The organism is Sanguibacter inulinus (genome assembly GCF_013415325.1).
GTDB classification, from domain to species: Bacteria; Actinomycetota; Actinomycetes; order Actinomycetales; family Cellulomonadaceae; genus Sanguibacter; species Sanguibacter inulinus.
In genome coordinates, this window is sequence record NZ_JACBYE010000012.1 from 1 (window position 1) to 23,716 (window position 23,716).

General features: G+C 71.9%; 22 protein-coding genes. 10 read left to right on the plus strand and 12 right to left on the minus strand.

The window, feature by feature from the left end; translation table 11 throughout:
* Positions 1-217 precede the first annotated feature (217 nt).
* Positions 218-982, minus strand: coding sequence for an SDR family oxidoreductase (locus HZZ10_RS06845; RefSeq protein ID WP_179912944.1), 765 nt, complete (start codon positions 980-982; stop codon positions 218-220).
* Positions 983-1,084: 102 nt separating this feature from the next.
* Between HZZ10_RS06845 and HZZ10_RS06850 the strand changes: the two genes are divergently transcribed.
* A complete protein-coding gene (locus HZZ10_RS06850) occupies positions 1,085-1,927 on the plus strand; it encodes a helix-turn-helix domain-containing protein (protein ID WP_179912945.1) in 843 nt (280 codons plus the stop codon).
* Positions 1,928-1,968: 41 nt separating this feature from the next.
* Here HZZ10_RS06850 and HZZ10_RS06855 read toward each other — a convergent pair whose 3' ends face one another.
* Positions 1,969-2,610: a malonic semialdehyde reductase gene (locus tag HZZ10_RS06855; protein ID WP_179912946.1), complete on the minus strand. Its 642-nt coding sequence runs from the start codon at positions 2,608-2,610 to the stop codon at positions 1,969-1,971.
* Between the two features lie 128 nt (positions 2,611-2,738).
* Here HZZ10_RS06855 and HZZ10_RS06860 point away from each other — a divergent pair, with 128 nt between their 5' ends.
* Entirely contained in the window at positions 2,739-3,365 is a 627-nt protein-coding gene (locus HZZ10_RS06860) for a nucleoside/nucleotide kinase family protein (RefSeq protein WP_056132414.1), read from the plus strand.
* A 35-nt stretch (positions 3,366-3,400) separates the two neighbouring features.
* Here the strand turns inward: HZZ10_RS06860 and HZZ10_RS19820 are convergent, their stop codons facing one another.
* On the minus strand, positions 3,401-6,070 hold the full coding sequence (locus tag HZZ10_RS19820; RefSeq protein ID WP_179912947.1) for a winged helix-turn-helix domain-containing protein: 2,670 nt from the start codon (positions 6,068-6,070) through the stop codon (positions 3,401-3,403).
* Positions 6,071-6,231: 161 nt separating this feature from the next.
* On the opposite strand from HZZ10_RS19820, the gene HZZ10_RS06870 reads away from it, so the two are divergent.
* The 3 genes from HZZ10_RS06870 (at position 6,232) to HZZ10_RS06880 (ending at position 7,943) form a co-directional block, all read left to right on the plus strand.
* Positions 6,232-6,441 (plus strand): DUF8691 family protein, encoded by a 210-nt coding sequence (locus HZZ10_RS06870; protein ID WP_056132420.1) that lies wholly within the window; start codon positions 6,232-6,234, stop codon positions 6,439-6,441.
* 212 nt (positions 6,442-6,653) lie between these two features.
* Positions 6,654-7,412: a potassium channel family protein gene (locus HZZ10_RS20025; RefSeq protein WP_235533900.1), complete on the plus strand. Its 759-nt coding sequence runs from the start codon at positions 6,654-6,656 to the stop codon at positions 7,410-7,412.
* A 147-nt stretch (positions 7,413-7,559) separates the two neighbouring features.
* Positions 7,560-7,943, plus strand: a complete 384-nt coding sequence (locus tag HZZ10_RS06880; protein WP_056132423.1) for an SHOCT domain-containing protein — start codon at positions 7,560-7,562, stop codon at positions 7,941-7,943.
* Positions 7,944-8,063: 120 nt separating this feature from the next.
* On the opposite strand, the gene HZZ10_RS06885 is transcribed toward HZZ10_RS06880, so the two are convergent.
* The gene (locus tag HZZ10_RS06885; protein WP_179912948.1) at positions 8,064-8,423 is read right to left on the minus strand and encodes a cytoplasmic protein; all 360 of its coding nucleotides are present in this window, start codon (positions 8,421-8,423) and stop codon (positions 8,064-8,066) included.
* 84 nt (positions 8,424-8,507) lie between these two features.
* Between HZZ10_RS06885 and HZZ10_RS06890 the strand changes: the two genes are divergently transcribed.
* Entirely contained in the window at positions 8,508-8,954 is a 447-nt protein-coding gene (locus HZZ10_RS06890) for an SRPBCC domain-containing protein (RefSeq protein ID WP_179912949.1), read from the plus strand.
* A gap of 130 nt (positions 8,955-9,084) precedes the next feature.
* Here HZZ10_RS06890 and HZZ10_RS06895 read toward each other — a convergent pair whose 3' ends face one another.
* From HZZ10_RS06895 to HZZ10_RS06915, 5 genes are all read right to left on the minus strand, one after another.
* Positions 9,085-9,894: an ABC transporter ATP-binding protein gene (locus tag HZZ10_RS06895; RefSeq protein ID WP_179912950.1), complete on the minus strand. Its 810-nt coding sequence runs from the start codon at positions 9,892-9,894 to the stop codon at positions 9,085-9,087.
* A gap of 12 nt (positions 9,895-9,906) precedes the next feature.
* Positions 9,907-10,929: an ABC transporter permease gene (locus HZZ10_RS06900; RefSeq protein ID WP_179912951.1), complete on the minus strand. Its 1,023-nt coding sequence runs from the start codon at positions 10,927-10,929 to the stop codon at positions 9,907-9,909.
* 119 nt (positions 10,930-11,048) lie between these two features.
* Positions 11,049-12,014 carry an ABC transporter substrate-binding protein gene (locus tag HZZ10_RS06905; RefSeq protein ID WP_056132434.1) on the minus strand — a complete coding sequence of 322 codons (966 nt, stop codon included), beginning with the start codon at positions 12,012-12,014 and terminating at the stop codon, positions 11,049-11,051.
* A 72-nt stretch (positions 12,015-12,086) separates the two neighbouring features.
* The gene (gene atzF, locus HZZ10_RS06910; RefSeq protein ID WP_179912952.1) at positions 12,087-13,949 is read right to left on the minus strand and encodes an allophanate hydrolase; all 1,863 of its coding nucleotides are present in this window, start codon (positions 13,947-13,949) and stop codon (positions 12,087-12,089) included.
* Positions 13,950-13,960: 11 nt separating this feature from the next.
* Positions 13,961-14,674 carry a GntR family transcriptional regulator gene (locus tag HZZ10_RS06915; RefSeq protein WP_179912953.1) on the minus strand — a complete coding sequence of 238 codons (714 nt, stop codon included), beginning with the start codon at positions 14,672-14,674 and terminating at the stop codon, positions 13,961-13,963.
* 161 nt (positions 14,675-14,835) lie between these two features.
* Between HZZ10_RS06915 and HZZ10_RS06920 the strand changes: the two genes are divergently transcribed.
* Complete coding sequence (locus HZZ10_RS06920) at positions 14,836-15,759, plus strand: family 43 glycosylhydrolase (RefSeq protein WP_179912954.1); 924 nt, start codon at positions 14,836-14,838, stop codon at positions 15,757-15,759.
* Between the two features lie 59 nt (positions 15,760-15,818).
* On the opposite strand, the gene HZZ10_RS06925 is transcribed toward HZZ10_RS06920, so the two are convergent.
* Entirely contained in the window at positions 15,819-16,520 is a 702-nt protein-coding gene (locus HZZ10_RS06925) for a hypothetical protein (RefSeq protein ID WP_308507516.1), read from the minus strand.
* 156 nt (positions 16,521-16,676) lie between these two features.
* On the opposite strand from HZZ10_RS06925, the gene HZZ10_RS20030 reads away from it, so the two are divergent.
* The 3 genes from HZZ10_RS20030 (at position 16,677) to HZZ10_RS06940 (ending at position 19,382) form a co-directional block, all read left to right on the plus strand.
* Positions 16,677-17,960 (plus strand): sensor histidine kinase, encoded by a 1,284-nt coding sequence (locus HZZ10_RS20030; RefSeq protein ID WP_179912955.1) that lies wholly within the window; start codon positions 16,677-16,679, stop codon positions 17,958-17,960.
* Positions 17,957-18,706: a response regulator transcription factor gene (locus HZZ10_RS06935; RefSeq protein WP_179912956.1), complete on the plus strand. Its 750-nt coding sequence runs from the start codon at positions 17,957-17,959 to the stop codon at positions 18,704-18,706. The genes HZZ10_RS20030 and HZZ10_RS06935 overlap by 4 nt, the downstream gene beginning before the upstream one ends.
* Positions 18,707-18,800: 94 nt before the next feature.
* Positions 18,801-19,382, plus strand: coding sequence for a GbsR/MarR family transcriptional regulator (locus HZZ10_RS06940; RefSeq protein ID WP_228087214.1), 582 nt, complete (start codon positions 18,801-18,803; stop codon positions 19,380-19,382).
* A 46-nt stretch (positions 19,383-19,428) separates the two neighbouring features.
* Here HZZ10_RS06940 and HZZ10_RS06945 read toward each other — a convergent pair whose 3' ends face one another.
* Positions 19,429-20,472 (minus strand): iron-siderophore ABC transporter substrate-binding protein, encoded by a 1,044-nt coding sequence (locus HZZ10_RS06945; RefSeq protein WP_179912957.1) that lies wholly within the window; start codon positions 20,470-20,472, stop codon positions 19,429-19,431.
* Positions 20,473-20,619: 147 nt separating this feature from the next.
* Entirely contained in the window at positions 20,620-23,394 is a 2,775-nt protein-coding gene (locus HZZ10_RS06950) for a helix-turn-helix domain-containing protein (protein ID WP_179912958.1), read from the minus strand.
* Positions 23,395-23,716 lie beyond the last annotated feature (322 nt).

Genomic DNA, 23,716 nt, shown 5'->3' on the forward strand with positions numbered 1-23,716 from the left:
CCCGACCACAGTAGGACGGGGCGACGCACGGACGACAGAGACCACGGGCTACGGACGGCTCCGACGAAAGTTGGAGGCGGGCCGGGCAGAGGTGGCCCCGCCCGGCCCCAGCGGGCCCTGCCCGTCCGCGCGCTCGTCTGCCCTCGGCTCGGCCCGGCCCTGCCCGGCCCGGCCTGACCCGGCCCGCAGGCTGGGCCCAGGACGAGGCGCGCTGGCGCTAGAGCGCCGCGTGCGGGTCGGAGGCGTTCAGTGCGGCGACCACCTGCTCGTAGTCCCCGCGCACCTCGCCGTACCTGAGGAACTTCACGGTCTTCACGAGGATCTCGTGCGCGTCGGGCTGCTCCTCGACGAGGGTGAGGACCTCGTCGACGAAGGCGTCGAGGGGCATCGCGACGGGGCTCTCGGCCTGCCCGGGCATGAGGTCGGTGCGGACCGCGGGCGGCACGATCTCCAGGACGCTCACCGTGGTGCCGGCGAGCTGGAGGCGGATCGACTCGCTGAGCATGTGGATCGCGGCCTTGGTCGCGTTGTACGTCGGGGTGACGCGCAGCGGGGCGTGGGCCAGCCCGCTCGAGACCGTGACGATGGTCGCGTCAGGCCGCGACTGCAGGTGCTCGACGAAGGCGGCGACCAGCCGGATCGGGCCGAGCAGGTTGGTCGTGACTATCGCCTCGGCGTCGGCCAGGAAGGCCGGCGTGCGCCAGTCTTCGGTCCGCATGATGCCCGCCATCGCGACCAGGACGTCGAGCTCGGGGTAGGCGGCCAGGACCTCCGCGGCCGCTCTCGTGATGCTCTCCGGGTCGGCGACGTCGATCTGCACGGTGCCGATGCCGGGGTGCTCGGCGGCGATCTGCTCGAGCAGATCGGTGCGCCTCCCGCCGACGACGACGGTGTTCCCGAGGTCGTGCAGCCTCAGGGCGAGGGCGAGCCCGATGCCGCTCGTGGCGCCGGGGACGAAGATGGTGCTTCCGGTGATGTTCATGCCTCCACCCTGCGACCCGTGGGGCGCGAGCGGGAGAGACCTGGTGAACCAGGGAGCGCCGATCCCTGGTTGTCGGGACGCGCACCCCACGATGATGGTGCGATGGACCGAGACGAGCTCGCAGCCTTCCTCCGTGCCCGGCGCGAGACGCTCCAGCCAGGCGACGTCGGCCTGCCGCCGGGCGCTCGCCGTCGCGCACCGGGGTTGCGGCGCGAGGAGGTGGCTGCGCTGACGGGCATGTCGACCGACTACTACGCGCGGCTCGAGCAGGGCCGGGGTCCCCAGCCGAGCACGCAGATGCTCGCGGCGCTGGCCCGCACGCTCAGGCTCACCGCAGACGGTCGGGACTACCTGTTCCGCGCCGCCGGTCACCCTGCGCCCGACCGGAGGAGCACGTCGTCGCACGTCGCACCAGCGCTCCTGCGGGTGCTCGACAGGCTCTCCGACAGCCCCGCGCTGATCCTCTCCGAGCTGTGCGAGCCGCTCGCCGCGAACGCGATGGCCGTCGCCCTGTTCGGTGACGTGCTCGGCCGGACAGGGTGGGCGCGCAGCGACATCTATCGATGGTTCACCGAGCCTGCCTCGCGGGACATCTACCCGCGGGACGACCACGACAGGCAGGGGCGGGCCCTCGTCGCCTCGCTCCGGGTCGCCTACGGGCGCTCGGGAGCGAGCTCCCGGGCCGGTGCGCTGGTCGCGGCGCTGAGCCTGGAGAGCAGCGAGTTCGTCGACCTGTGGGCCGAGCACGAGGTGGCGCGCAGGTTCGCCGACCACAAGACGCTCCTCCACCCGGAGATCGGCCCGATCGAGCTCGACTGCCAGGCGCTGTTCACCGAGGACCAGACGCAGTCGCTGCTGGTGCTGACCGCCGCCCCGGAGGACACCGAGGCGCGCGCGAGCCTCGACCTGCTGCGGGTGGTCGGGGCGCAGGCTTTCGACGCCTGACGAGAGGCCTCGGGCGCACACCTCCTCCTAGGCCACCAGGCTCAGAGCGTCTGTGTCACCTGGTCGTAGCGCAGGCGGGTCTGGCGCGGGCGGGTTGCGCCCTCCTCGGCGGGTGTCCCGACGTTGAGGACGACCAGGGAGCGCCAGCCGTTCTCGCTGAAGAACTCGGCGTCGACCGCTGCGGCGTCGAACCCGCCGAGGGGCCCGACGTGCAGACCGGCTGCCCGCAGACCGACGATGAGATAGCCGACCTGGAGGAGCGAGGAGGTGCGAGCCGTGCCGCTGCGGGCCTCTTCACCGGCGGCCTCGAAGCGCTCGCGGGCACCCTCCATGTACGGGGCGAGGACATCCATGTGCTCGTGGAAGCGCGTGTCCGCGGCCGCGACGATGGTCAGCGGAGCGGCGAGGGTCTTTGCCTTGTTGCCCTCGGCCATGTGCTCGACGAGGCGGGCCCGCGCAGCCGGGTCGCGCAGCACGAGCAGGCGCAGCGGGACCGTGTTCATCGCGGTAGGACCCCACCGGACCAGGTCGTAGGCCGCCTGGATCTTCTCGTCAGGCACCTCGGTGTCGTCGAAGGCGTTGACGGAGCGCGCCTCGCGGAACAGCAGGTCTGCGGTCGCGGCGTCGATCTCGAGCAGCTCGTCGAAGGCTGCGTCGGTCGGGGTGAAGGTCTCTGCGCTCATGGTGGCGTCAACGGAGAAGAGCGGTCGCACACTTCCCACAGGTCGTGTGAGGTTACCCACAGGGACCCGTGATGTCACGTCGTCGCCTCGGCTCGCCCGGCGGAGCGTCGACCGGGCATCCTGGGACCATGCGTGTCGAACCCGTGAGCGAGGACGTGCTCCGCGCCCGTCTCGTCGCCCGCATCCTCGCCGAGCCGGCGCCGGCTGCGGTGCGCGTCTTGCTCGACGGGCATCCGTCGACCGTTCCCGGGGCGCTGGCAGACGCCCTTGTGGAGCCGCTGCGTGCGGCAGGTCGACCGACAGCGCGGATCCGTGCCGAGGACTTCTTGCGCCCGGCGTCTCTGCGCCTCGAGATGGGCCGTCACGACCCCGACAGCCTGCTGGACGCGTGGATCGACGTCTCGGGTCTCAACCGTGAGGTGCTCAGCGCGGTCGGCCCCGGTGGGCAAGGACGCTACCTGCCGTCGTTGCGGGACCCCGTCACCGACCGGGCGACGCGCGCCGGATACCTCGAGGCACCGCCCGGGCTGGTCGTGCTGCTCGACGGCTCGCTCGCGATGGGCCGCTGGCTCGACGTGGACCTCACGGTCCACCTGTCGCTGCGCACGTCGACCATCGCCCGTCGCACGGCCGACGAGGACCGCTGGACCCTCGACGCGTACACGCGCTACGCCATCGAGGTCGAGCCCGAGAGGGCGGCCGACGTGGCCGTCCGGGTGGACGACGCACGCCGACCGGCGATGCTCACGGGCTGAGAGGTCGTCGAGACAGCAGTCGTCCTTCCCGGTGTCTAGAGGAGCCCGCGTTCCGCGGCGACCTCGACGGCCTCACGCCGTCCGACGACGCCGAGCTTGCGGTAGATGGCCCGCTGGTGGGTCTTCACGGTGTTGACCGACAGGAACACCGCTGCGGCGATGTCGGCGGCCGTCATCGCCGACCGCAGGTAGACCAGGACCTCGTGCTCACGCGGCGTCAGAGACCAGAAGGACGGCACCAGCGGCGCCGGAGGCCGCACCCCGGACAGGTGGTCGAGGAGCGTCACGGTGTAGGCCGTGTGCAGGCTGCCCCAGCCGAGGTGCGCACGGAGCAGCGGCAGGACCTGGCACGACCTGTCGACGAAGGGTCGGCGGACGTCGTCGACCTCGGCCAGGGTGATCGCCTGCTCGAGGAGCCTGTGGGCCTTGTCGGGCTGCTCCTCGGCGTCGGCGAGCAACGCTCCCACCACCCGGTGTGCGACGAGCGAGTGGCTCGCCCGGCATCCTCCCGGCAGCAGGTCGAGGACAGCCCGGGCACCGACGAGGTCCCCGTCGAGGCGGAGCAGGTCGGCGCACCAGACGAGCGAGTCGGGGTGGTGGGGCAGCATCACGTCGAAGGCGGCCTTCTCGGCGGTCTGCCGGGCGTCGGACGACGAGCCGTGGGCGTAGGACCACCGGGCGTCGAGCATCAAGGCGACCACGGGCCAGGTGGCCGGCAAGAACATGTCGTGCTCGCGGCGCAGCAGCGAGCTGTGCAGGGCCTCGGCCCCCGCAGGCTCGCCAGCCGCGAGCGCGACCTCGAGCAGCAGCGCCTGGGAGCAGACGCGCAGGTAGTGGTCGGTCGGCTGGTTCCGCGAGGCTGACCGGGCCGCGAGGGTTCGCGCCTCGTCGAGGTCGTCGCGCTCGAAAGCTGCCCGGGCGAGCGCCAGCACAGCGGGGGAGATCGTCGCCGCGGACTGCCACCCGAGCGTCGCCGCCTCGTCCAGGACCCGTCGGGCCCGTGTGCGCCCGGCACCGACCCCGTCGACGGTGCTCGCGACGAGAGCGAGCTCGGCCTCGCACGCCAGGCGCAGCGCGGTCATCCGGCGGCTCGTCGCGATCGTCGCCGACGCCTCGAGGAGCGCGACCCCGGTGGCGCGCTCGCCGACCCGGCAGAGCAGCTGGCCGACGATGTACTCCGCGCCGGCCGTCGCTGTGTCGTCGGTCGTCGCGGACCCGGGTGAGAGCAGCTCCCTGCCGCGCCGTGCCATCTCGACGAGGTCCGGGGCGTCGACCGCGAGCAGGAGGCGCAGGAGGCTCTCCAGCAGGACGAAGCGGCCGCCGTCGGTGACCGGAGGGTCAGCCGCAGCCCGAGCGTGTGCTCGTCGGACCTGGAGATCAGCCTGGACCGGGTTCCCCTCCAGATACCGGCACACGGCGACCAGCAGCAGCAGGTCAGGGTTCTCGTCGAAGGGCGGGGGCACCCGCAGGCACAGGGAGAGCAGCAGGGCGTGCTGCCCGCGCAGGACCAGCTCGATCCACTGCTCGCTGATGCACTGCGCGGCCAGCGCGGGCCGCCCGCCTGCGAGCGCATGGTCGACAGCCTCCTCGAGGTCGCGGTCGCGCCAGTGGTGCGACGCGGTCCGGTGCAGGGACCGCCACGTGGAGGGTTCTGATGCGGCGAGCCGCGCCTGGCACTGGGCCCGGAAGAGGTCGTGCCACCTGTAGACGGCGCTCGTGCCAGGGATCTCGGGCTCCCGCTCGAGGAAGAGCCCGCGGTCGACGCACTCGACGAGCAGCCGCGACCCGTCCGGGCTGCCCGAGAGCGCGTCGGCGAGCTCGGCGTCGATCCGCCGGCAGGTGGTCGCGCGGAGCACGAAGCGGGCGAGGTCGGGTCGCAGGCTCGCCAGGAGGTCCGCGACGAGGAGGTCGGCGACAGGGCTCCGGGGACTGAGCAGCCGCTGCAGGGTCGGACCGACGGGCGTGTCTCGGGCCGTGACGAGCGCCATCCGGACTGCGACCGGCCATCCGCTCGTCGCCTCGTGGAGCTCGTGCTGGTCGTCGGTCGTCAGGGTGACCCCAGACAGCTCGCCGAGGGTCTGGACGTCCTTGCGGGTGAACCGGAGGTCTGCAGCACGGAACTCTGTGAGGTCGCCGTGGGCGCGCAGGCGCTGGAGCGCGAGCGGCGGGTCGAAGCGCCCGGCGAGCACCACACGCAGCTGGTCGGGCAGATAGCGGAGCAGGCGGTCGAGGGTAGCCCGCGCCCCGTCCGACCGGATCTCGTCGACGTCGTCCAGGACGAGCACGACGGGTTCGGTGCTGTCGTCGATGACGGAGATCAACCTGTCGACAGGACCGCCGTCTTCGTGCCCTGGGCCCCACAGGTCGTCGAGGGGCCAGGGGCCGCTGCGGCCCGTCGTGCGGACGTCCGCGGCCTCGATGCTCGAGACGATCCCGTGCCAGAGGGTCTGCGGGTCGTTGTCGAGGTCGTCGAGGCCGAGCCACGCGACCCGGGTGGTCGAGGTCCTCGCCCACGCGGCGAGGAAGGTGGACTTGCCGTAGCCGGTCGGGGCGGAGACGAGCGTCACGGGACGGCTGCCGACGGCTTCGGTCTCCGGTCGGGCACCGATGCGCTCGCGGACGACGTGCGGGGTCGGCGGCGGTGGAGGGTGGATCTTGCGAGCCGGTACCCGGTGCGCCGGACGGTCCCCCCACGTGGCGCTCACCGGCGCCCCACCGCCTCGGCGCCATCGGGTACGGGCCGTCGTGGGGGGACCGTGCGTGTCGTGGACGGGTCGCTGTCATCCTTCGCGCGTGAGGTGCGGGCGGCCACCCGGGGTGCACGGTGGTGACGAGGAAGGACCGGCCTGGAGAGAGAGGAGCGCAGATGCTCTACGAGATCACGGTGGACGGGGCTGTCGACACCGTCGCCCTGCTCGACTTCGTCGATGCGACGGCCTCCGAGGACGGCGGGTCGACGGTCTTGCGGTGCCGTGTGCAGGACGCCTCCGGCCTGTCGGGGGTGGTGGTCCTGCTGCACGACGTCGGGCTCCGGGTGCGTGAGGTGCGGGCGGTCCCGGACGTCGAGGCCTGGTGAGGACGCTGTGGAGGAACCTGCCGGGATGGTGATCATGATCGTCCCCCCAGACGGTCGCGTCTCATGACCTTCGGATGATGCCCGTCCCCGAGGGGCGAGCGCAGACTGAGACCCAGGTCACACATGCTACCGCGCAGCGGGCTTGCAGCACGAAGGTGATCGTGCCGACCGGGAGGAGCAGGCGTGGCAGGGACCGGCGGCAGGTGCTCCTCGTGACGAGCCGTGCCCAGGACCACCGACGGCGTCGTCGGCGTCGGGTGCACGGCAGGCCTGACGACTTCGTGGTCGTGCTCTGGTTGCTGGGCGTCAGCTACCTGCTCTTCGCGGTGACCTCCGACCGTCGGGTCCGGGTGCTCGTGGCGCTCATCTACGTCGTGGCCCTCGTCGTCACGGTGCAGGCCTCCGACCCCACATCCCGCCAACGCCGGGCGATGCGGTGGCTGGTCGCCTGTGGGCTGGTCGTGGCCGGTGCAGGCTTCCTGGTGCTCCCCGTCGAGGACGCCCAGGGGGTCGTCGACGTGATGGTCACCGCGGTGCTCGCGCTCACCCTCGTCCTGGTGGTCAGTCGTGTCCTCCTCCACCGCACCGTGACGATCCAGACCATCGCCGGGGCGCTGAGCGCCTACCTGCTCATCGGCATGACCTTCACGAGCCTCTACGCGGTCCTGGCCTGGGTGGGGCCGGACCCCTTCTTCGTCTCGAGTGCGTCCCAGGCTGCCCCAGACCTCCAGTACTTCTCGTTCACGACGCTCACCACCCTCGGCTACGGTGACCTCACCGTGACCACGGGGGCAGCCCGAGGCTTTGCGACCCTCGAGGCGCTCGTGGGGCAGATCTTCCTCGCGACGCTCGTCGCCAGCCTCGTCGCGGCCTTCCGGATGCAAGAGCAGGCGCTCGACGACCCCGTCGTGCCCGACGGTCCAGGTGGTCCTGAAGACCCGGTCGGGCGCGACGACGGCCGACCAGCCTGACCCACCGGGGCTGACCTGCCTGGGGCGCTGCGCCGGCGCACCATCCCAGATCATCCGCGAGGGATGAGGCCCGGGAGGTCTGCGTTCGCCATCGTGGGAGGACTCCGGGCTCTCCGGACGCGCACCGCTGACCGAGAGGACCTCATCATGTGGGACAACTTCTGGAGCATCGTCTGGTTCTTCTTCTGGAGCTTCGCCTTCATCTCCTACCTCTTCGCGCTGTTCGCCGTGGTCAGCGACCTCTTCCGTGACCACGCACTCGGGGGGTGGGGGAAGGCGGTGTGGTTGGTGTGCCTCGTCTTCGTCCCGTTCCTGACAGTCCTCGTCTACCTCGTCGCCCGGGGACCCGGCATGGCCGAGCGCAGCGAGCGCGGAGCCGCCCAGGCGCAGCGCGCAGCGGACGACTACATCCGTGGGGTCGCCGGGTCGAGCCCGTCGGACGAGATCATGAAGGCCAAGGCGCTGCTGGACGCCGGCACGATCACTCCCGACGAGTACGAGCGGCTCAAGGGCGCAGCGCTCCAGCTGTAGCGGCGGCAGGGGCACGACGACCAGGGCGACCTGACCTCGACCGGGAGGTCGGGCTGATGTCCACCAGCGGTGGCGGCGACTGGACCGCAGTCGTCTCGTCTCAGGTCGTGGGGCTGTCGCTCAGACGGGTCCTGACGGCCGTCCAGGACCGAGAGTCGTCTCCTGCGCGACGCCGGCTGCCTCGCCCTTGAGCTCGACGAGGATCGTGTGCGTCGGCGTCCCACCGGTGTTCTCGCCCGAGTGCCTCTGCGCCGGGATCCACACGGCGGCTCCGGCGGGGAGCCGGGTGTCGAAGACGCGGTCGCCCGCCGACAACCTGCGGTCGAAGGCGCTCAGGGTCACCATGACCGAGTTCGGGTGGTCGTGCGGCGTCGTGGCGTCGCCGGGGACGTCGGTGTACTCGAGCACCCTGACGTGCTCGTTCTCCCAGAGCGTCCTGTAGTGGTCGGGATTCGTGAGGGTCGGGTCGTCGTTGACCATCCTTCGACCGTACTCCTGCGGTGGTGCGGCGTGAAGGTGCGCGTGGGACTGTGGAGAGCGACCACGAGCACCTGGAGAGATGCCATGACCTCCATGCACCCCGCAGAGCACGCCACCTTCACCCTCGAGCGCAGCTACGACGCGGGCGCTGAGCAGGTCTTCACCGCCTGGGCCGACCCGGCCACCAAGGCACGCTGGTTCGCCAGCCCCGGAGCCGAGCACTCCCTCGACTTCCGTGTGGGCGGCATCGAGACCACCCGCGGCGGACCAGACCCCGATGTCCCCTTCGTCTTCACCTCGACGTACCAGGAGATCCAGCCGGGCGCGCGCCTCGTCTACTCCTCGACGCTCGCCCACGCCGGACGGGTCGCGACGGTCTCGCTCACCTGCGTGGAGATCGCCGAGCGCGGATCGGGGAGTACCCTCGTCCTGACCGAGCACGACGTCTTCCTCGACCACCTCGAAGAACCCGCCTGGCGCGAGCAGGGCACCGCGGAGTGGCTCGACAGGCTCCAGACGGTCCTCGGCTGAGCCTCGCCTGCAGAGGCACGCCGGTGGGCAGCAGGCGCGACGAGAGGACACGCCCTGACACGGCAGCAGCGTCCTTCCCGCCATGGAGGGAAGGACGCTGCTGGGCGCGCAGGTCACGGACCCGAGGGTCTCAGGCCGCGGCCTCGACGCCCTGGTGGACCAGGGCCGAGATGTGCCGCTTGAGCTCGTTGAACTCAGGTGACGTCACGTCACGGTCGGTCCCCAGGTCGATCGGCACGATCTCCCGGATGTGCCCGGGCACCCCGTGCGAGGCACCGCCGGCCATCACGACCACGCGGTCGGCGAGGAACACGGCCTCTTCGATCGAGTGCGTGACGAACACGACCGTCGTCCCCGTCTCGCGGTGGATGCGCGAGAGCTCAGCCTGGAGCGACGAGCGTGTCAGCGCGTCGAGCGCCCCGAAGGGCTCGTCCATGAGCATCACCGACGGGTCGTTGGCCAGCACCCGCGCGATCGCGACCCGCTGCTGCATCCCGCCCGACAGGTCGTGCGGGAACTTCGCCGCGAAGCGCGTGAGACCGACAGCCTCGAGGAAGCGGCTCGTGCGCTCGCGGACGACGTCGCGGGGGAGGCGTGCCTGGCGGGGCCCGTAGGCGATGTTCTCGCTCACCGAGAGCCACGGGAACAACCCGTAGTCCTGGAACACCACACCGCGCTCCGGGTCGGGCTTGGACACGGCTTCTCCCGCGACGGTGACTGTGCCCTTGGTGGCGGGTTCGAAACCGGCAAGGATGCGCAGCAGCGTGCTCTTGCCGCAGCCGCTCGCGCCGACGACGCAGACGAACTCTCCGGCCGGGACGCTCAGGTCGACGCCGTCCATCGCGAAGATGCCTGAGCCGGCGCGGCCGTAGCGCTTGCCGAGGTCGGAGATCTCGATGTCAGCGGGGCGGGTGGGGCGGATGGTTCCGATGCGAGGCATGACGGGCTCCTTCTAGGAGAGGGTCGGACGGCTGCGCGTCACGAGCTTGACGAGGCCGACGAGGACACGGTCGGCGACGAAGCCGGCGAGGCCGATGATCACCATCCCGGCGACGATGAGGTCGGTCTTGGACATGTCGCGGGCCTGGGTGATCATCGCGCCGAGGCCCGTGCTGATGCCCACGGTCTCGCCGACCACGAGGATCACCCAGGACAGCCCGAGCGCGATGCGCAGACCGCCGACGATCGAGCGCATAGACGCGGGCAGGATCACCTTGTAGAGGACCTGCCCGGACCGGGTGCCGAGCATGGATGCGGCCTCCACGAGGCGCACGGGCACCTGCCGGACCCCCGAGATCGTGTTGAGCAAGATCGGGAAGAACGCGGCGAGGAACACGAGGAAGATCGCCGAGCCGTCGCCGTAGCCGATGATCAGCAGGGTCAGCGGGGCCCACGCGGTCACCGGGATCGGCCGGGTGAGGTTGACCGTCGGGTCGAGCATCTTGAAGGCCAGGGAGAACCGGCCCATGATCACCCCGAGCGGGATGGCGAGCAGTGCGGCGAGCCCGAAGCCTGAGAGCACCCGCACCGTCGAGGCACCGAGGTGGTCGAGGAGCGTGCCGCTGAAGGCGTCGTCGATCGAGCCGGCGCCGGCGAGGTCGAGGATCCGCTGGGCGACCTCGACGGGAGTCGGCAGGAATCCCATCTGGATGCCGAAGGGCAGCGTCCAGGCCTGCTTCACGCCGAGGTTCCACAGCAGGAGCCCGACGATCGGCACGGGGAGGGCGAGCAGGAGCGTGGCCCAGGTGCTGCGGTCTGGGAGACGCAGGCGCCGTGCGCCCGGCGCTGCCGTGGGCTTGCCGGTCGGGACAGGAGTCGCGGAGCCTGAGGCCGGACGCTCGGCGGTCGCCGAGGTCGTGGCAGGTGCCGACGTGGTGGAGGGTGCTGAGGTCGCGGTGCTGCTCGCGGACGAGCGTGCTGGGGAGGTTCCGGTCGGGGTGTCCGTGGTGGACGGGGCGTCCGTGCGTGCGGTCATGTCACTTCCCTCTCGGGACGAGCCGGGGCGCTCCGGCCGACGTGCGGCCGGCCGGAGCGCCAGGGGTACGCAGTGCGCGCGAGGTACGCGAGTGCGTGAGGTACGAAGAGTCCGCGGACTCAGGAGGAGGCGTGCGCGTCGACGAAGGTCGTGTCGATCAGCGTCGCGACGTCGGGCTCGGACTCGATCTGCTTGAGGCCGGCCATCTGGCCGATCAGCGCGGTGACCTGGTCGGTGTACTCGGCGTCGATCTCCCAGCGCGGCCAGATGTTCGTCACGGCGGTGTCGACGACAGCCGCGTCGATCCCGAAGGTGTCGACCACACCGGCGGCCCAGTCGGCCGGGTCGTCGGCCATGTGCTCGGTCGCCGCGATGTGCGCGTCGACGACGTCCTGCACGAGCTCGGGGTCTTCGTCGATGAGCGCACCCGTCGTGTACAGGCCGATGTTCACCTTGCCCACAGGCGTCTCGTAGGGCGAGGCGACCTGGACGGCGCCGGACTGCAGGGCCGTCGACGGGCCGAGCTCGGCCGAGGAGAACGCGTCGATCCGTCCGGCGGCGAGAGCGCTCGCCATGTCGGAGAACGGGAGGTTGACGAGCTCGACGTCGGAGTCCGCGTCCATGCCCGCCTGGTCGAGGGTCATGCGCAGCAGGATCTCCTGCGAGGAGCCCTTCGGGTACCCGACCTTGAGCCCGGCGAGCGACTCGACACCCTCGAGCCCCTCCTTGCCGATGATCCCCGAGCCGCCGTCGGCCGCCGCGGCGACCACCACGACGTCCTGACCCGCCGAGGCGCCCGAGATGGCTGACGGGACACCGGCGACGCCGAAGTCGATGCTGCCGCTGACCACGGCGTTCTTGATGTCGGGGGAGGTGTCGAAGGTGACGATCTCGAAGGTCACGCCCTCAGGGGCGTTCTCCTCGTAGAAGTACGGGGCGTACAGGTGCGGCTGCCCCTTGAGGGTGCCGACCTTCACGATGGTGTTGCCGTCGGCGTCAGCCGTGGCGTCGCCCGAGCAGGCGGTGAGGGAGGCGGCTGCGAGCATCGTGGTCGCGAGGGCGACCAGGGTGCGGGAGGTCTTCACGGGAGTCTCTCTTCTGTCGGGTGCTGTGCGTGCAGGGGGGTGCAGAGCTGGCAGAGCGTGCAGGGAAGGTCTTCAGGCGAGCGACGCGCTGTACGCGCGCCACCCTCCGTGGTGGGACACGTCGGGCGGGACGTCCCCGGTCGCCGGGAGCGAGCCGACGAAGCCGACGACCTCGCGTCCGTCGTCGAGGGTGACCGCGCCGAGGGCGAGCGGACGGGGGATCGTGGTGAGCAGCTGCCCGAGCCCGTGCGGGGTGAGCAACCACTCCTCGCCGGCCAGGCGGGTGCCCGTCCCGGGGGCGACGGCCGCGAGCAGGGGCTTCGCGGGGGTGGTCGCGAGGGCGTGCATCCTGTAGTCGGGGGCGGTCTCGACAGGTCCGACGTAGCGGGCGCCGAGGGCGACGAGGTCGCCGTTGAGGGGCTCGCCCGTCAGGTGCGCACCGAAGACGACGAGACTCGTGCCTGTCGTGGGATAGGGCGTGGAGGGCGCGCCCGGCGCTGTCGCTGCGGACCCGGCCGCGAGCATCCGCTCCGCCAGGTCGAGCGCGACCTGGTCGTCGAAGGCCCGGACCAGCAGGCTCACGCCGAACAGCCCGCCGTCGGCCTCGCCGGCCGGTACGGCCACGCCAGCCATGTCGAAGAGGTTGACGAAGTTCGTGTAGGTGCCGAGGCGGGCGTTGGTCCCGAGCGGGTCGGCCGCCACCGCCGCGACAGTCGGGTGCTCGGGCGCTGTCGGCGCCAGGAGGGCGTCGAAACCCTCCAGCAGCGCCATCGCCTCGAGCCTGTGCGCCGCGAGGGCGGACTGCGCCGCGAGGTACTCGGCGGCGGTCACCTCGCCGGCTGCGGCGGCGATCCGGGCGACCGTCGGGTCTGCGTGCTCGGGGTGCGCCGCGAGGAACTCCCCGTAGGCCGCGTAGCGCTCGGCCACCAGACCGCCGTCGTAGAGCAGCGACGCCGCTCGCAAGAACGGGGTGAGGTCGATCGGCGCTGTCGTCGCGCCCGTCGCCTCCAGACGCTCCCGCGCCTCGTCGAAGCGGGCTCGGGACTCGGCCGACAGCAGCACGAGGTCCTCGTCCCGCGGGACCGCGACACGTGCAGCCTGCGGGGCAGCCAGCCGAGTACCAGCGGGCCAGCTGCGCGAGGACGGGTCGAGACGGCTCGTCGCCGTCATGTGCCCCAGCACGGTCCTGGCGATGCCCAGCGTCGGAGCCAGGACTGTCACGCAGTCGAAGGACTCGCAGGCCGGCACGACCCCGTCCTTGGGCACCAGGCCCAGGGTCGGCTTGATCCCGACCAGACCGTTGAAGGCCGCAGGAACACGACCTGAGCCGGCGGTGTCGGTCCCGAGGGCGAAGTCCACGATCCCCAGCCCGACGGCGACGGCCGACCCCGACGACGACCCGCCCGAGACCCTCTCCGGCACGACGGCGCTGCGGACCACGCCGTAGGGGCTGCGCGAGCCCGTCAGACCTGTCGCGAACTGGTCGAGGTTCGTCTTGCCGAGCACGATCGCCCCGGCCTCGATGAGCTGGGCGACCACGGTCGCCGACCGTGCTGGCACCCGGGCGTAGGCCGGGTGGGCGGCTGTGGTCGGCAGGCCCGCGACATCGATGTTGTCCTTGACCCCGAAGACCGTCCCGGCGAGCGGAAGCCGCTCACCGGCGGCGACCCGGGCGTCCACCTCGGCGGCCTCGGCCACGACGTCGGCGACAGGGCGCACGTGCGTCCACACCTCCGGGTGGTCTGCGGCGTCGAGAGCCTCGAAGGCTGCCAGGACCCTGCGGACAGCCGGGCCTGGGGCTTGCCCTGCCGGGGCGGTCTCTCCGACGGTCGCGGCCTCGCCGGGAAGGTCCCCGGATCTCGGGAGCGCGGATCCCGGGAGCGCGGTGCTCGCGCTCGCGGCCGGTACGTCTGTCAGGTCTGTCACGGGGGTCATCGAGAGTCCTCTCACGTCATCATCCGGGTCATGGCCAGGGCGTTCGCGGCGCGCTCCATGACGACGTCCTGGGAGGCGCCGACGTGGTGGCGCAGCGCGTCGAGCGCTGCTGGGAGGCGGTCGCGGACGACAAGCTCGGCGATCTCGATGTGCTCGGTGATCGTGGCCGTCATCCGGTTCTCGGTCAGGTAGTCGTACATGCGCACCGAGCGGATCCGGCTGTTCACCTGGACCAGCGCCTGGGTGAGCGCGGGGTTGCCCGAGGCGTCGACGAGCGTCGTGTGGAACTGCTCGTCCTCGGCGACGAACCCGGCGTCGGGGGTGGGGCGGTGGTCACGGTGGCCGTACCAGCGGTCGAGCTCGGCCTCGAGGCGCGGACGGTCGTGGTGGATGTCCACCTCGGCGATGGCCCGCTCGATGCCGCGCAGCTCGAGGGTCACGCGCAGCTCGTAGAGCCCCGCGAGCTCGTGGAAGCTCGGCAGGTAGAGGTAGAGACCGCCGTCGCGCTTCTCCACGAGGCCGTCGGCCTGGAGCCTGGCGAGGGCCTCGCGCACCGGGGTGCGGGAGACGTCGTGGCGCTCGGCGATGCGCTCCTCGGCAAGCCTCTCGTACGGCGAGATGCGGCCGTTCATCAGCTCGTCGCGGAGCGCCAGGTACACCTGCTCGCGCCTCGAGGCGGGGCGCTGCGGGGGTGTCGACACCACCGGGTCCAGTTCTGTGCTCATGGATGTATACAGTCCTGGACACATGTTTCGCGGGTGCCCGTGCTGTGTTTCCGGGGCGTTGCCTCTGGGCCAGGAGTGTTGCCACGAGGTGACTTCTTGCCCGGAGAGCGGGCCAGCGTCGTCTCGTGAGTCTGGCGAGCGCTTTCCGGTACGGTGGTCCGGTGACTACCGAGCACCCCCACGACGGCGTGGGCACACAGACCTCCCCGGTGCTCCCGGGGTACTACGCAGACCCGAACATCCTCGCGATCGGTGACAGGTACTACGTCTACGCGACGACCGACGGCTACGAGGGGTGGGGCGGGACGCACTTCGAGGTGTGGGAGTCGCCGGACCTCGCGACGTGGACCAACCGCGGCACGATCCTCACCCTCGGCACCGACGTCTCCTGGGCTACCCAGCACGCGTGGGCGCCAGCGGCGATCGAGCGGGACGGCAGGACGTACTTCTACTTCACCGCCGAGCAGTCTGTCGGGGTGGCTGTCGCCGACTCACCCGTCGGCCCCTTCCGGGAGATGCTCGGCCGCCCCCTCGTCGACAAGCGCGACTTCGGCGACGGCCAGCAGATCGACCCGGCGGTCTTCGTCGACACCGACGGTCAGCACTACCTGCTGTGGGGAAACACGACCGGGTACGTCGTCCCGCTCGACGACACGATGGCCGGGTACGACCCCGCCGAGGTGAGGGTCGTCGAGGGGATCGACGACTTCCGTGAGGCGCTGTTCCTCGTCGAGCGGCACGGCACGTACTACCTGTCCTGGTCGGTCGACGACACCCGCTCGGAGGACTACCGCGTCGCCTACGCGACGGGCCCCTCGGTCTACGGGCCGTGGACGAACCGCGGGGTGATCCTCGCCAAGGACCTCGAGCAGGGGATACGGGGAACCGGCCACCACTCGATCCTCCAGGTGCCCGGGACCGACGAGTGGTTCATCGCCTATCACCGCTTCGCGATCCCGGACGGCGACGGCACCCACCGCGAGACGACGATCGACAGGTTGGTCTTCGAGGAGGACGGGAGCATCCGCGCGGTCGTGCCGACCCTCGGCGGCGTCGAGTCGGTGCCGGTCCCTCGGCTCGGCTGAGGCACGGCACGGCACGTCGAGCGGCTCCGCTCCCGTCGAGAGCCCGGCTCCGTCGCCGGTCACCGACACTCGCTCCCGCTCCGGCCACTACTCTCGCCTGCGGCGTCTCTGCCGCCCGACCGCGGTCCGAGCGCGACCCACACGGGTCCGGTGACGAACCAGACGGCTAGGACGACGCCGATGCGGCCGGTCCAGCTCCACAACGGGTCCTCCATCCACTCGGCGACAGGCGGGATGCCTGTCCCGGCGACGAGGCTCAGGACGAGCAGCACGCCCCCGGCGATCACCGCCGCGACGAGCGCACGACCGAAGTCCTTGAGCTCTCTGGGCAGGGCGGCGAGCCCGTCGCGTGGTCCGCGCACCGGCGCAGGACCCCCTGCGTAGCGGTGCGCGAACCTCACGTCGGCCCAGCGGACGAGCGTGTGCCCGAAGGCCACGGTGAACCCCAGATACACGGCCGCGAGCCCGTGCGAGAAGCCGGGCGGGGTCCCTCGTGCGACGTCGACGACCGAGGCCGTGACGAGCACCAGGTCGACGACCGGCACGCACACCAGCAAGATCCCGCCAAGCCGCGGCCGGCGCAACGGGTAGCGGGCGACGAGCCCGGCCGCGAGCACGACCCAGAAGCCGATCTCGCAGGCGATCACGAGCAGGACGAGGGGGTTCTCCGAGAGCAGGTCTTCCATGCCTCGATCCTGCTCGGCGCGCCCGGCCGGGTCGTCGGCCGACCGGGCGATCCTCGGGCAGCACGGAGCAGGCACGCCGTACATCCTTCGGGCGACGCTCACGCGATCGCGATGTGGTCGAATCGACGGGTGCAGCCCGCCTCCCCACACCGGTCCCCAGCGTCTGACCGACCGCACGAGAGCCCGCTCGACCCTCGCCTGCCCTCTGACCGCCTGCCCTCTGACGACGCTGTGGCGCTCACCCGTGACCTCGACGACAGGCTGACGCTCGCCCGGCGGACCGAGCCCGGGTGGTTCCGGACCGACCTGCGGGTCGCCCTCGCGGTCCTCGTCGCGGGCCTCGTGCTGCTGGCCGTCGGGCTGTCGGGCCTGTGGGCGCAGGACGAGGCCCTCGACCCGGACCGCTGGTGGCACGCGGTCCCGCTCGTGCTCGGTGCAGCGGTCATGGTCGGCAAGCGGCGGCGGCCCCTGCTGGCCCTCCTCGTGGGCCTCGTGCTGCTCGCCGTCGACACAGCCCTGGGCGGCAGCCTCGGGACCGTGGTCGTCGTGCTCGACCTGCTCTACTCGGCGGCCCTGTTCTCCTCACGCACTGGGCGCCAGGTGCTCGTCGTCACGGCGTGGTCCCTCGTCGGGGTGTCGGCGGTGGTCGCCGGCGCCAGCTCCGAGGGTGACCCGCGGGCCGTGGTGATGGGTGCGATCCAGGCTGTCGGCTTCCTCGTCGTACCGCTGTGGTGGGCGGCGAACGTCCGGACGTCGTCTGAGCTCGCAGCCCTCGCCGAAGAGCGGGCGACGCTCGCCCGCGCCCACGCCGACAGCCTCGAGCGCATCGCCGAGCTCGACCGCCGGGAGGCCGTCCAGGCAGAGCGCCGCACGATGGCCCGGGACCTGCACGACGTGGTCGCCGGTCACGTCTCGGCCATCGCGATCCGCACGGGTGCGGCCCTCGCAGGACCCGCAGGCCACGAGCGAGAGACCCTGGAGATGGCCCGCGAGACGAGCCTGCGGGCCCTGGCGGAGATGCGCACCTTGATCGTCTTGCTGCGCGCGGACGACCGTGCCGGCGGTCCGGTGAGCGCACCGGGCACCCTCGACGACCTGGCGGCTGTCGTCGCGGCCCACCAGGGTCTCGGGATGGTGGCTCTCCTCGACGACAGGGCTCCCCGGGCTCTGCCGGCGGCCGTCCAGCAGGCTGCGCTGCGGATCGTCCAGGAAGCGTTGACGAACGCCGCGAAGCACGGAGCGGCCGGAGAGGTGCGCGTCGTGCTGGAGCCGGGTGATGGCGCGCTCGTCGTGCGGATCACCAGCCCGCTGCGAGACTCCGCCTGCGTCGGCGTCCGTGAGCCGGCCGCGATGCCAGCACACCCCGGTCTCCCCGCCAGCCCTGGCACAGGCCTGCTCGGCATGCGCGAGCGCGCAGAGAGTCTCGGGGGTACGTTGACCGCCGGACCTGCCGGGGGTGTCTGGTCGGTGCAGGCCACGATCCCGGCGTCGCGCCCAGAGCCAGGTGCCCGGTGATCCGGGTCCTGCTGGCAGACGACCACGCCGCTGTGCGGGCAGGCCTGCGGTTCCTGCTCGAGACGGCTGCGGACATCGAGGTCGTGGCCGAGGTCGGTGACGGTGCCGCGGCCGTCGAGCAGGCGCGACGGCTGCGCCCCGACGTCGTGCTCATGGACGTGCGGATGCCTGGCACCGACGGCATCACCGCGACCTCGACCATCACCGCCGAGGGGCTCGCCGAGGTGCTGGTCCTGACCACCTTCGACCTCGACGAGTACGTGACAGGAGCGCTCGGTGCCGGCGCCGCCGGGTACCTGCTGAAGTCGGCCGAGCCGCACGAGCTGGTCGACGCGGTCCGCCGGGTGGCGGACGGCGACGGGGTCCTCGCCCCCGAGGTCACGCGACGCGTCATCCGGGCGTTGGCCGCGGCTCAGCCCGCACCAGTCTTGCCAGCCCTCGCAGGACGGTCGGACCAGCCGGGTCAGCCGCACCCGTCAGCACTGCCGTCGGCCGAGGCTCCGCCGCGGCGACAGTCTGCGACCGACCCTGTGAGCGACCCGGTCGCCCGGCTCGGCGACCTGACGCCGCGGGAGCGCGACGTGCTCGAGGCGCTCGGCCGCGGGCTGACGAACCAGCAGATCGCGACCGAGCTGTTCGTCAGTGCCGCGACGGCGAAGACCCACGTCTCGCGTGTCCTCATGAAGCTCGGGGTGAGCTCGCGCGTGCAGGCGGCCCTCGTCGCCCGGGACGCGGGGGAGCGGTGACGTGCTGCCGAGGCCTGAGGCCCGAGGCCTGAGGTCCGGCCAGGCCCCGCGTGGCACCGCGGCGAGGGTCACGCGCGCCTGAGAAGATCGGCAGATGCCTGACCCGACCCGTGACGACCTCGCCCAGCGTGACGACGACTCCGCCCCACGCGACGACTCCGCCCCACGCGACGGCTCCGCCCCGCGTGACCGAGCCGAGCTCGAGCCCTGGTTCGTGGACCGCTACGCGCAGTACTGGTCGTCGCAGGGCCTCTCGGTCATCGAGGGACGGATGGTCGGGCACCTCTTGCTGAGCGACCAGCCGGTCTCGGCGGACGAGCTGGCCAAGGCCTCGGGGGCGAGCCGCGGGTCGGTCTCGACGTACACACGACGGCTGGTCGAGATCGGCTTCGTCCGCCGCGTGAGGCGCCCGGGGGACCGCTCGCACTACTTCGTCATGGACGCCGACGTGTGGGGTGGCTTCCTCGACAACGAGCACGCCTACCTCGTCAAGCAGCGAGAGCTCGCGAGCACGGCGCTCGAGCTCATGCCGCCCTCCGGACCCGCCCACGAGCGGATCCGCAACATGCACGGGTACATGGAGTGGCTGCTCGGCTACTACGGCACGCTGCGGTCGGAGTGGGCCCGGCACAAAGAGGGTCTGGCCGAGGCGGACGAGAACCCGTCCCGGCCGTGACCACTGTGCTGCCCTGACCCGCTCTGCTGCCCTGACCGCCCTGCTGCTACTGCTCGATCTTCCCGACGGCCTCGTCGATCATCGGCACGAAGCGCTCGAGGGCCCACGGGACCGTGAGCGGGTTGATGATCGAGGAGCCCGTGACGAAGCTCTGGTCGGTCGGTGCGACCACAGACCCGCGGCTGACCGCGGGGATCGCCTGGTAGAGCGGCTGGGCCTCGGTCTCGGCGCGTGCGTCGGCGTCAGAGTAGAAGGTGAAGATCAGGTCGGAGCCGGCGAGCTTGTCGGCGTTCTCGAGCCCGATGAGCGCGGAGTCGGTGCCCTCGGTCTCGTCGAAGGTCTCCACGACGGGGTCGACGGTGAGCCCGAGCCCGCGGACCATCGCGACGCGCTGCTCGTCGGGCAGGAACACCCCGAGCGAGCCGGGATCGGTGGTGTAGATGTACGAGAAGGTCACGTCGGCGTACTCGGGGTGCGCCGCGGCGGCCTCGGCGAACTGGTCTTCGATGTCGGTGATGAGGTCCTGCGCCTCGTCAGGCTGACCGAGGGCCTCACCGATCGTGGTGATCTGCTCGTCCCAGTCGATGCTCCACGCGAGGTCGGGGTAGGCGACCGTCGGGGCGATCTCGGAGAGCGTGTCGAACTGCTCCTGGGTGATCCCGGACCACGGCGCGAGGATGAGGTCGGGCTCGAGCTCGAGGATCGCCTCGATGTCGATCTCCGTCCCGCCGGTGAACTGCGTGGGGAGGTCTTCGCCGGACTCCTCGAGCGCTTCGTGGATCCACGGCAGGTAGCCGGTGTCGTCGGAGCCCCAGGGGTATTCCTCGATCCCGACGGGGGTGACACCGAGCGCGATGGCGGTCTCCGCCGACCCCATGCCGAGGGTGACGACCCGCTCGGGGGTGCTCTCGACGACCGCGTCGCCCAGGGCGCTCTCGATCGTCACGGGGAAGGCCCCGTCGGTCGTGGCCGGTGTGCCTGTCGACGACTCGGCGGTGCTGTCGGCGGACCCGCAGCCGGCGAGGGCGACGGCTCCGGCGACGAGCGCTGCCGCGAGCACGGGCCGGCGCGCTGAGGGGAGAGCGAGCATGGGTGGAGCCTTTCGTCCGAGGCCGCAGGGTGCGGCTTAGTGAAGGCTCACCTTAGTTGGTCGTTCAGAAGTTCTGAAACTTCGTGGCGCAGCCCACAGGCGCGACTGGGCAGACAGGCGCAGGTCCCGCACTGCGAACCGCGGACCTCAGGACCGGTGGTGACCGTCGAGCTCTGCCAGCCGTCCCGCCAGGTCCCGCCTGGACGCGGCTCCGAGCTTTCGGCGCGCGAGGTAGACGTGCGACTCGACGGTCCGCACCGACAAGAACAGACGACCGGCGATCTCGCGGTTGCTCAAACCCCGCCCGGCGAGCACCGCGACCTCTCGCTCGCGGGTGGTCAGCGCCTCCTCGGACCCGTCTCCGTCAGACCTGGATGCCCTGTCCCGCCACGCCGAGAGCGCGTGCGGGCTGTCAGGGTCGAGCAGCCTGACAGCCTGCTCCTCGCACGCGTCCGCGAGCTGGCGCATGCCCAGCCCCTCGAAGGTCCGGGTGAGGTCGGCCAGCGTCGCGGCGTCGGCTGTCGACGCTGCGATGACGTAGTCCGCGACCGCCTGCAACGACCCGATGTCGGTCTGCTCGCGAGCGGCCGTCGCGGCGTCGACGAGGTCTTGGCGCCGCACCGAGCCGTCGACGTTCGACGCAGCCTCCGCCGCCGCGAGGAGCGCGATGGTCGGCTGGGCTGCGGCCTCGGCGGCTCGGAACGGGGTCGGCGCGACGGGAGGTGGGGTGGTGGCCGGGTCCACGAGACGCCGGACGGAGTCCACGAGATAGCGCGACCACCGTGAGGTCGTCGTCCCCGGAGCCTCGACGGCTGCGCAGAGCTCGTCGGCCTCAGCGGTCCGGCCGAGTCGGGCCAGGGCCGCTGCCCGCATCGTCACGAACCACGCGTGCGTCTCGTGGGTCGAGGGGCGTGGGGCCCTGGCGAGCGCTGCGCCGACCTCGGTCTCGGCCGTCGCGTCGTCGCCCGCAGCGAGGGCGACGTACCCCGCGAGAGCGCTCAGTGTGCTCGTGTGCGCGACGTCCCGGGCGGCCACGGCACGCTGCATGAGGGCGTCCAGGCGCGACGGCGTGTCGACGAGCCCGACGGCGCAGGCCAGGTGCGCGGCGAGCGACGCCGAGAAGAACGCGGTCCCCTCGTCGACGACCTGCTGCGCGGTGGGGGAGCCCGCCTGTGCGACGAGGCGCGCGTGCAGCCGTCGGCCGCTCGTGGTGATCGACTCGAGCCGGGCGCCGTGACCGAGGAAGGCGGCCGACGTCCCCGCCAGCGCGCAGGCGCGCAACCTGAGGACGAGGGCGGCGCTGTCGTCCTCCATGAGGGAGCGGGCGTGCTCGAGCGCCTCGCGCCAGTGCATGGCGCGCAGCGCGTGGACTGCAGAGCGCAGGGCCTCGACGGACCGGACAGGTCTGTCGGCGGCGTCGGCAACGGCCTGGTCACCACCAGCTCCCTCACCATGGGCGCCGTCCCAGTCGTCGAGCTCGGCACGCCACAGGGCGAGGAGCTCAAGCTCCTCGCTCGGCCCCGGCGCCGAGAGTGGCCCGGCTGTCGGGCCCTCCCCGGCGTCCTGTGCGTGCGGCACCGGGAGCCCTTCGAGACCACGGCCGAGGATGTCGTGCGCAGCGCGGACGCTGCCTAGGGCGGCCAGCGCCCGAGACGCCTCGACAGCCGCAGCAGCACGGCCGCTACCTCCGAGCGCGTCGCTGCGGGTGCTGTCACCGCTGCCTGCGCTGTCGGGGCTGACGGCGCTGTCGAGGACGAGCATCGCGTGCGACAGCGCACCGTAGGGCTGGAGCATGGCGTTGGCCTTGCGTGCGGCCTCTGTCGAGATCCGCCTCACCTGCTGCGGGGTGACCGAGGGGGTCACGGACTGCGGGCCCCCGGCTGACTCGACCCATGCGTCAGACAGCACGAGGCACTCGAAGGGTCCGAGCACGACTCCTGCACCGTCGAGCTCGATCATCGACCGCAGCGCACGGGCCAGCTGCGGACCAGAAGAGCCGTCAGGGTCGTCCAGCAGCACGGCCTCGGCGTCGACGGGGGTCGCCCGCAGCGTCGAGGACCCCGCCGAGGTGGGGGTGACGCACCCGTGCCGGACGAGCCGGCGCAGCGTGCCCTCGCCGACGTACCGGGCGGCCCGCTCCGGGTCGAAGCCGTCCAGCCGCCAGAGCAGCACGAGAGCCCGCCGGTCCTCGGTCGACAGGCTCGCGAGCCGGCGCCTGGCCCGCTCGGCGACCCGCGGTGGCAGGTGCCCTGTGCCGTGGATTCCCAGCAGGTCGCGCTCAGCGGCTGCCCGGTCTCTGCGCAGCGCGTCGAGGGTCAGCTCGCGGATCGTCACGGGGGAACCACCGCTCGCGGCGAGGATCGCGTGCCGGACCGCGAGGTCGAGGCGACCGCTGCCCGCGACAGACCTGACGAGGTCGTGCCCGTCGGCGTCCGAGAGGCCTGTGAGGTCGATGCGCCCAGCACCCGCGTCCAGCCAGAGCGACGTGAGCCTGGCGACCGCGGCAGCGCGGGCCGTCGGCGCCGTCGAGGGCGTGTCGGTCGTGGCGACCAGCACGACCCGGCCGTCGGAGGCCAGGTCGCAGAGCATCTGCAGGTGGTCCTCGTCGAGGAGGTGGGCGTCGTCCGCGAGGACGACGGTCGCCCCGGCGGCCGACGAGGTCCCGCCGAGGGCGGTGAGGTCCTCGGCGCCCGCAGCGACCGTGGGTATCCGGCGGACCGAGCCCGACCCGGCCGCCCGGGCCGGGTCGTGCACGGACGAGACGATGAGCCCTGGGGTCGACGTGGCCGATCGGACCGCCACGACCTTGAGGTCCGGCACAGACTCGACGACCCGTGCTGCGAAGTAGGACCGCCCAGAGCCCGGGACCCCGAGGACCACCACGCTCGTCCCGGAGCGCACGTGGCGCTCTGCCTCCAGCACCAGCTGGTCGCGAACCGGCCTGGGTGCTCGTCCTCGCCGCCCAGCAGCCCCGGGTGCTCGCTGCCCGCTCACTCGCTCTCTGGCGTTAGCCCCGTCGGTCATCTCTGCCCCCCGCAGATCGGTGCCCGTGCTCGCGGCACGACCCACCGTCGGCCAGGTCTGTCCCCGGGGGTGGGTGCGACCGGGGTGCTGCGTCCGGACCGCGGATGTGACGCTCGACACTGTGAACACTACTGGGGGACTACTGGTCCCGCTCCCCGAGACTCACCCGTACTGCGTGGATGGTCGCCACCCGCTACCGGTATCACGCCCAGACGCATGG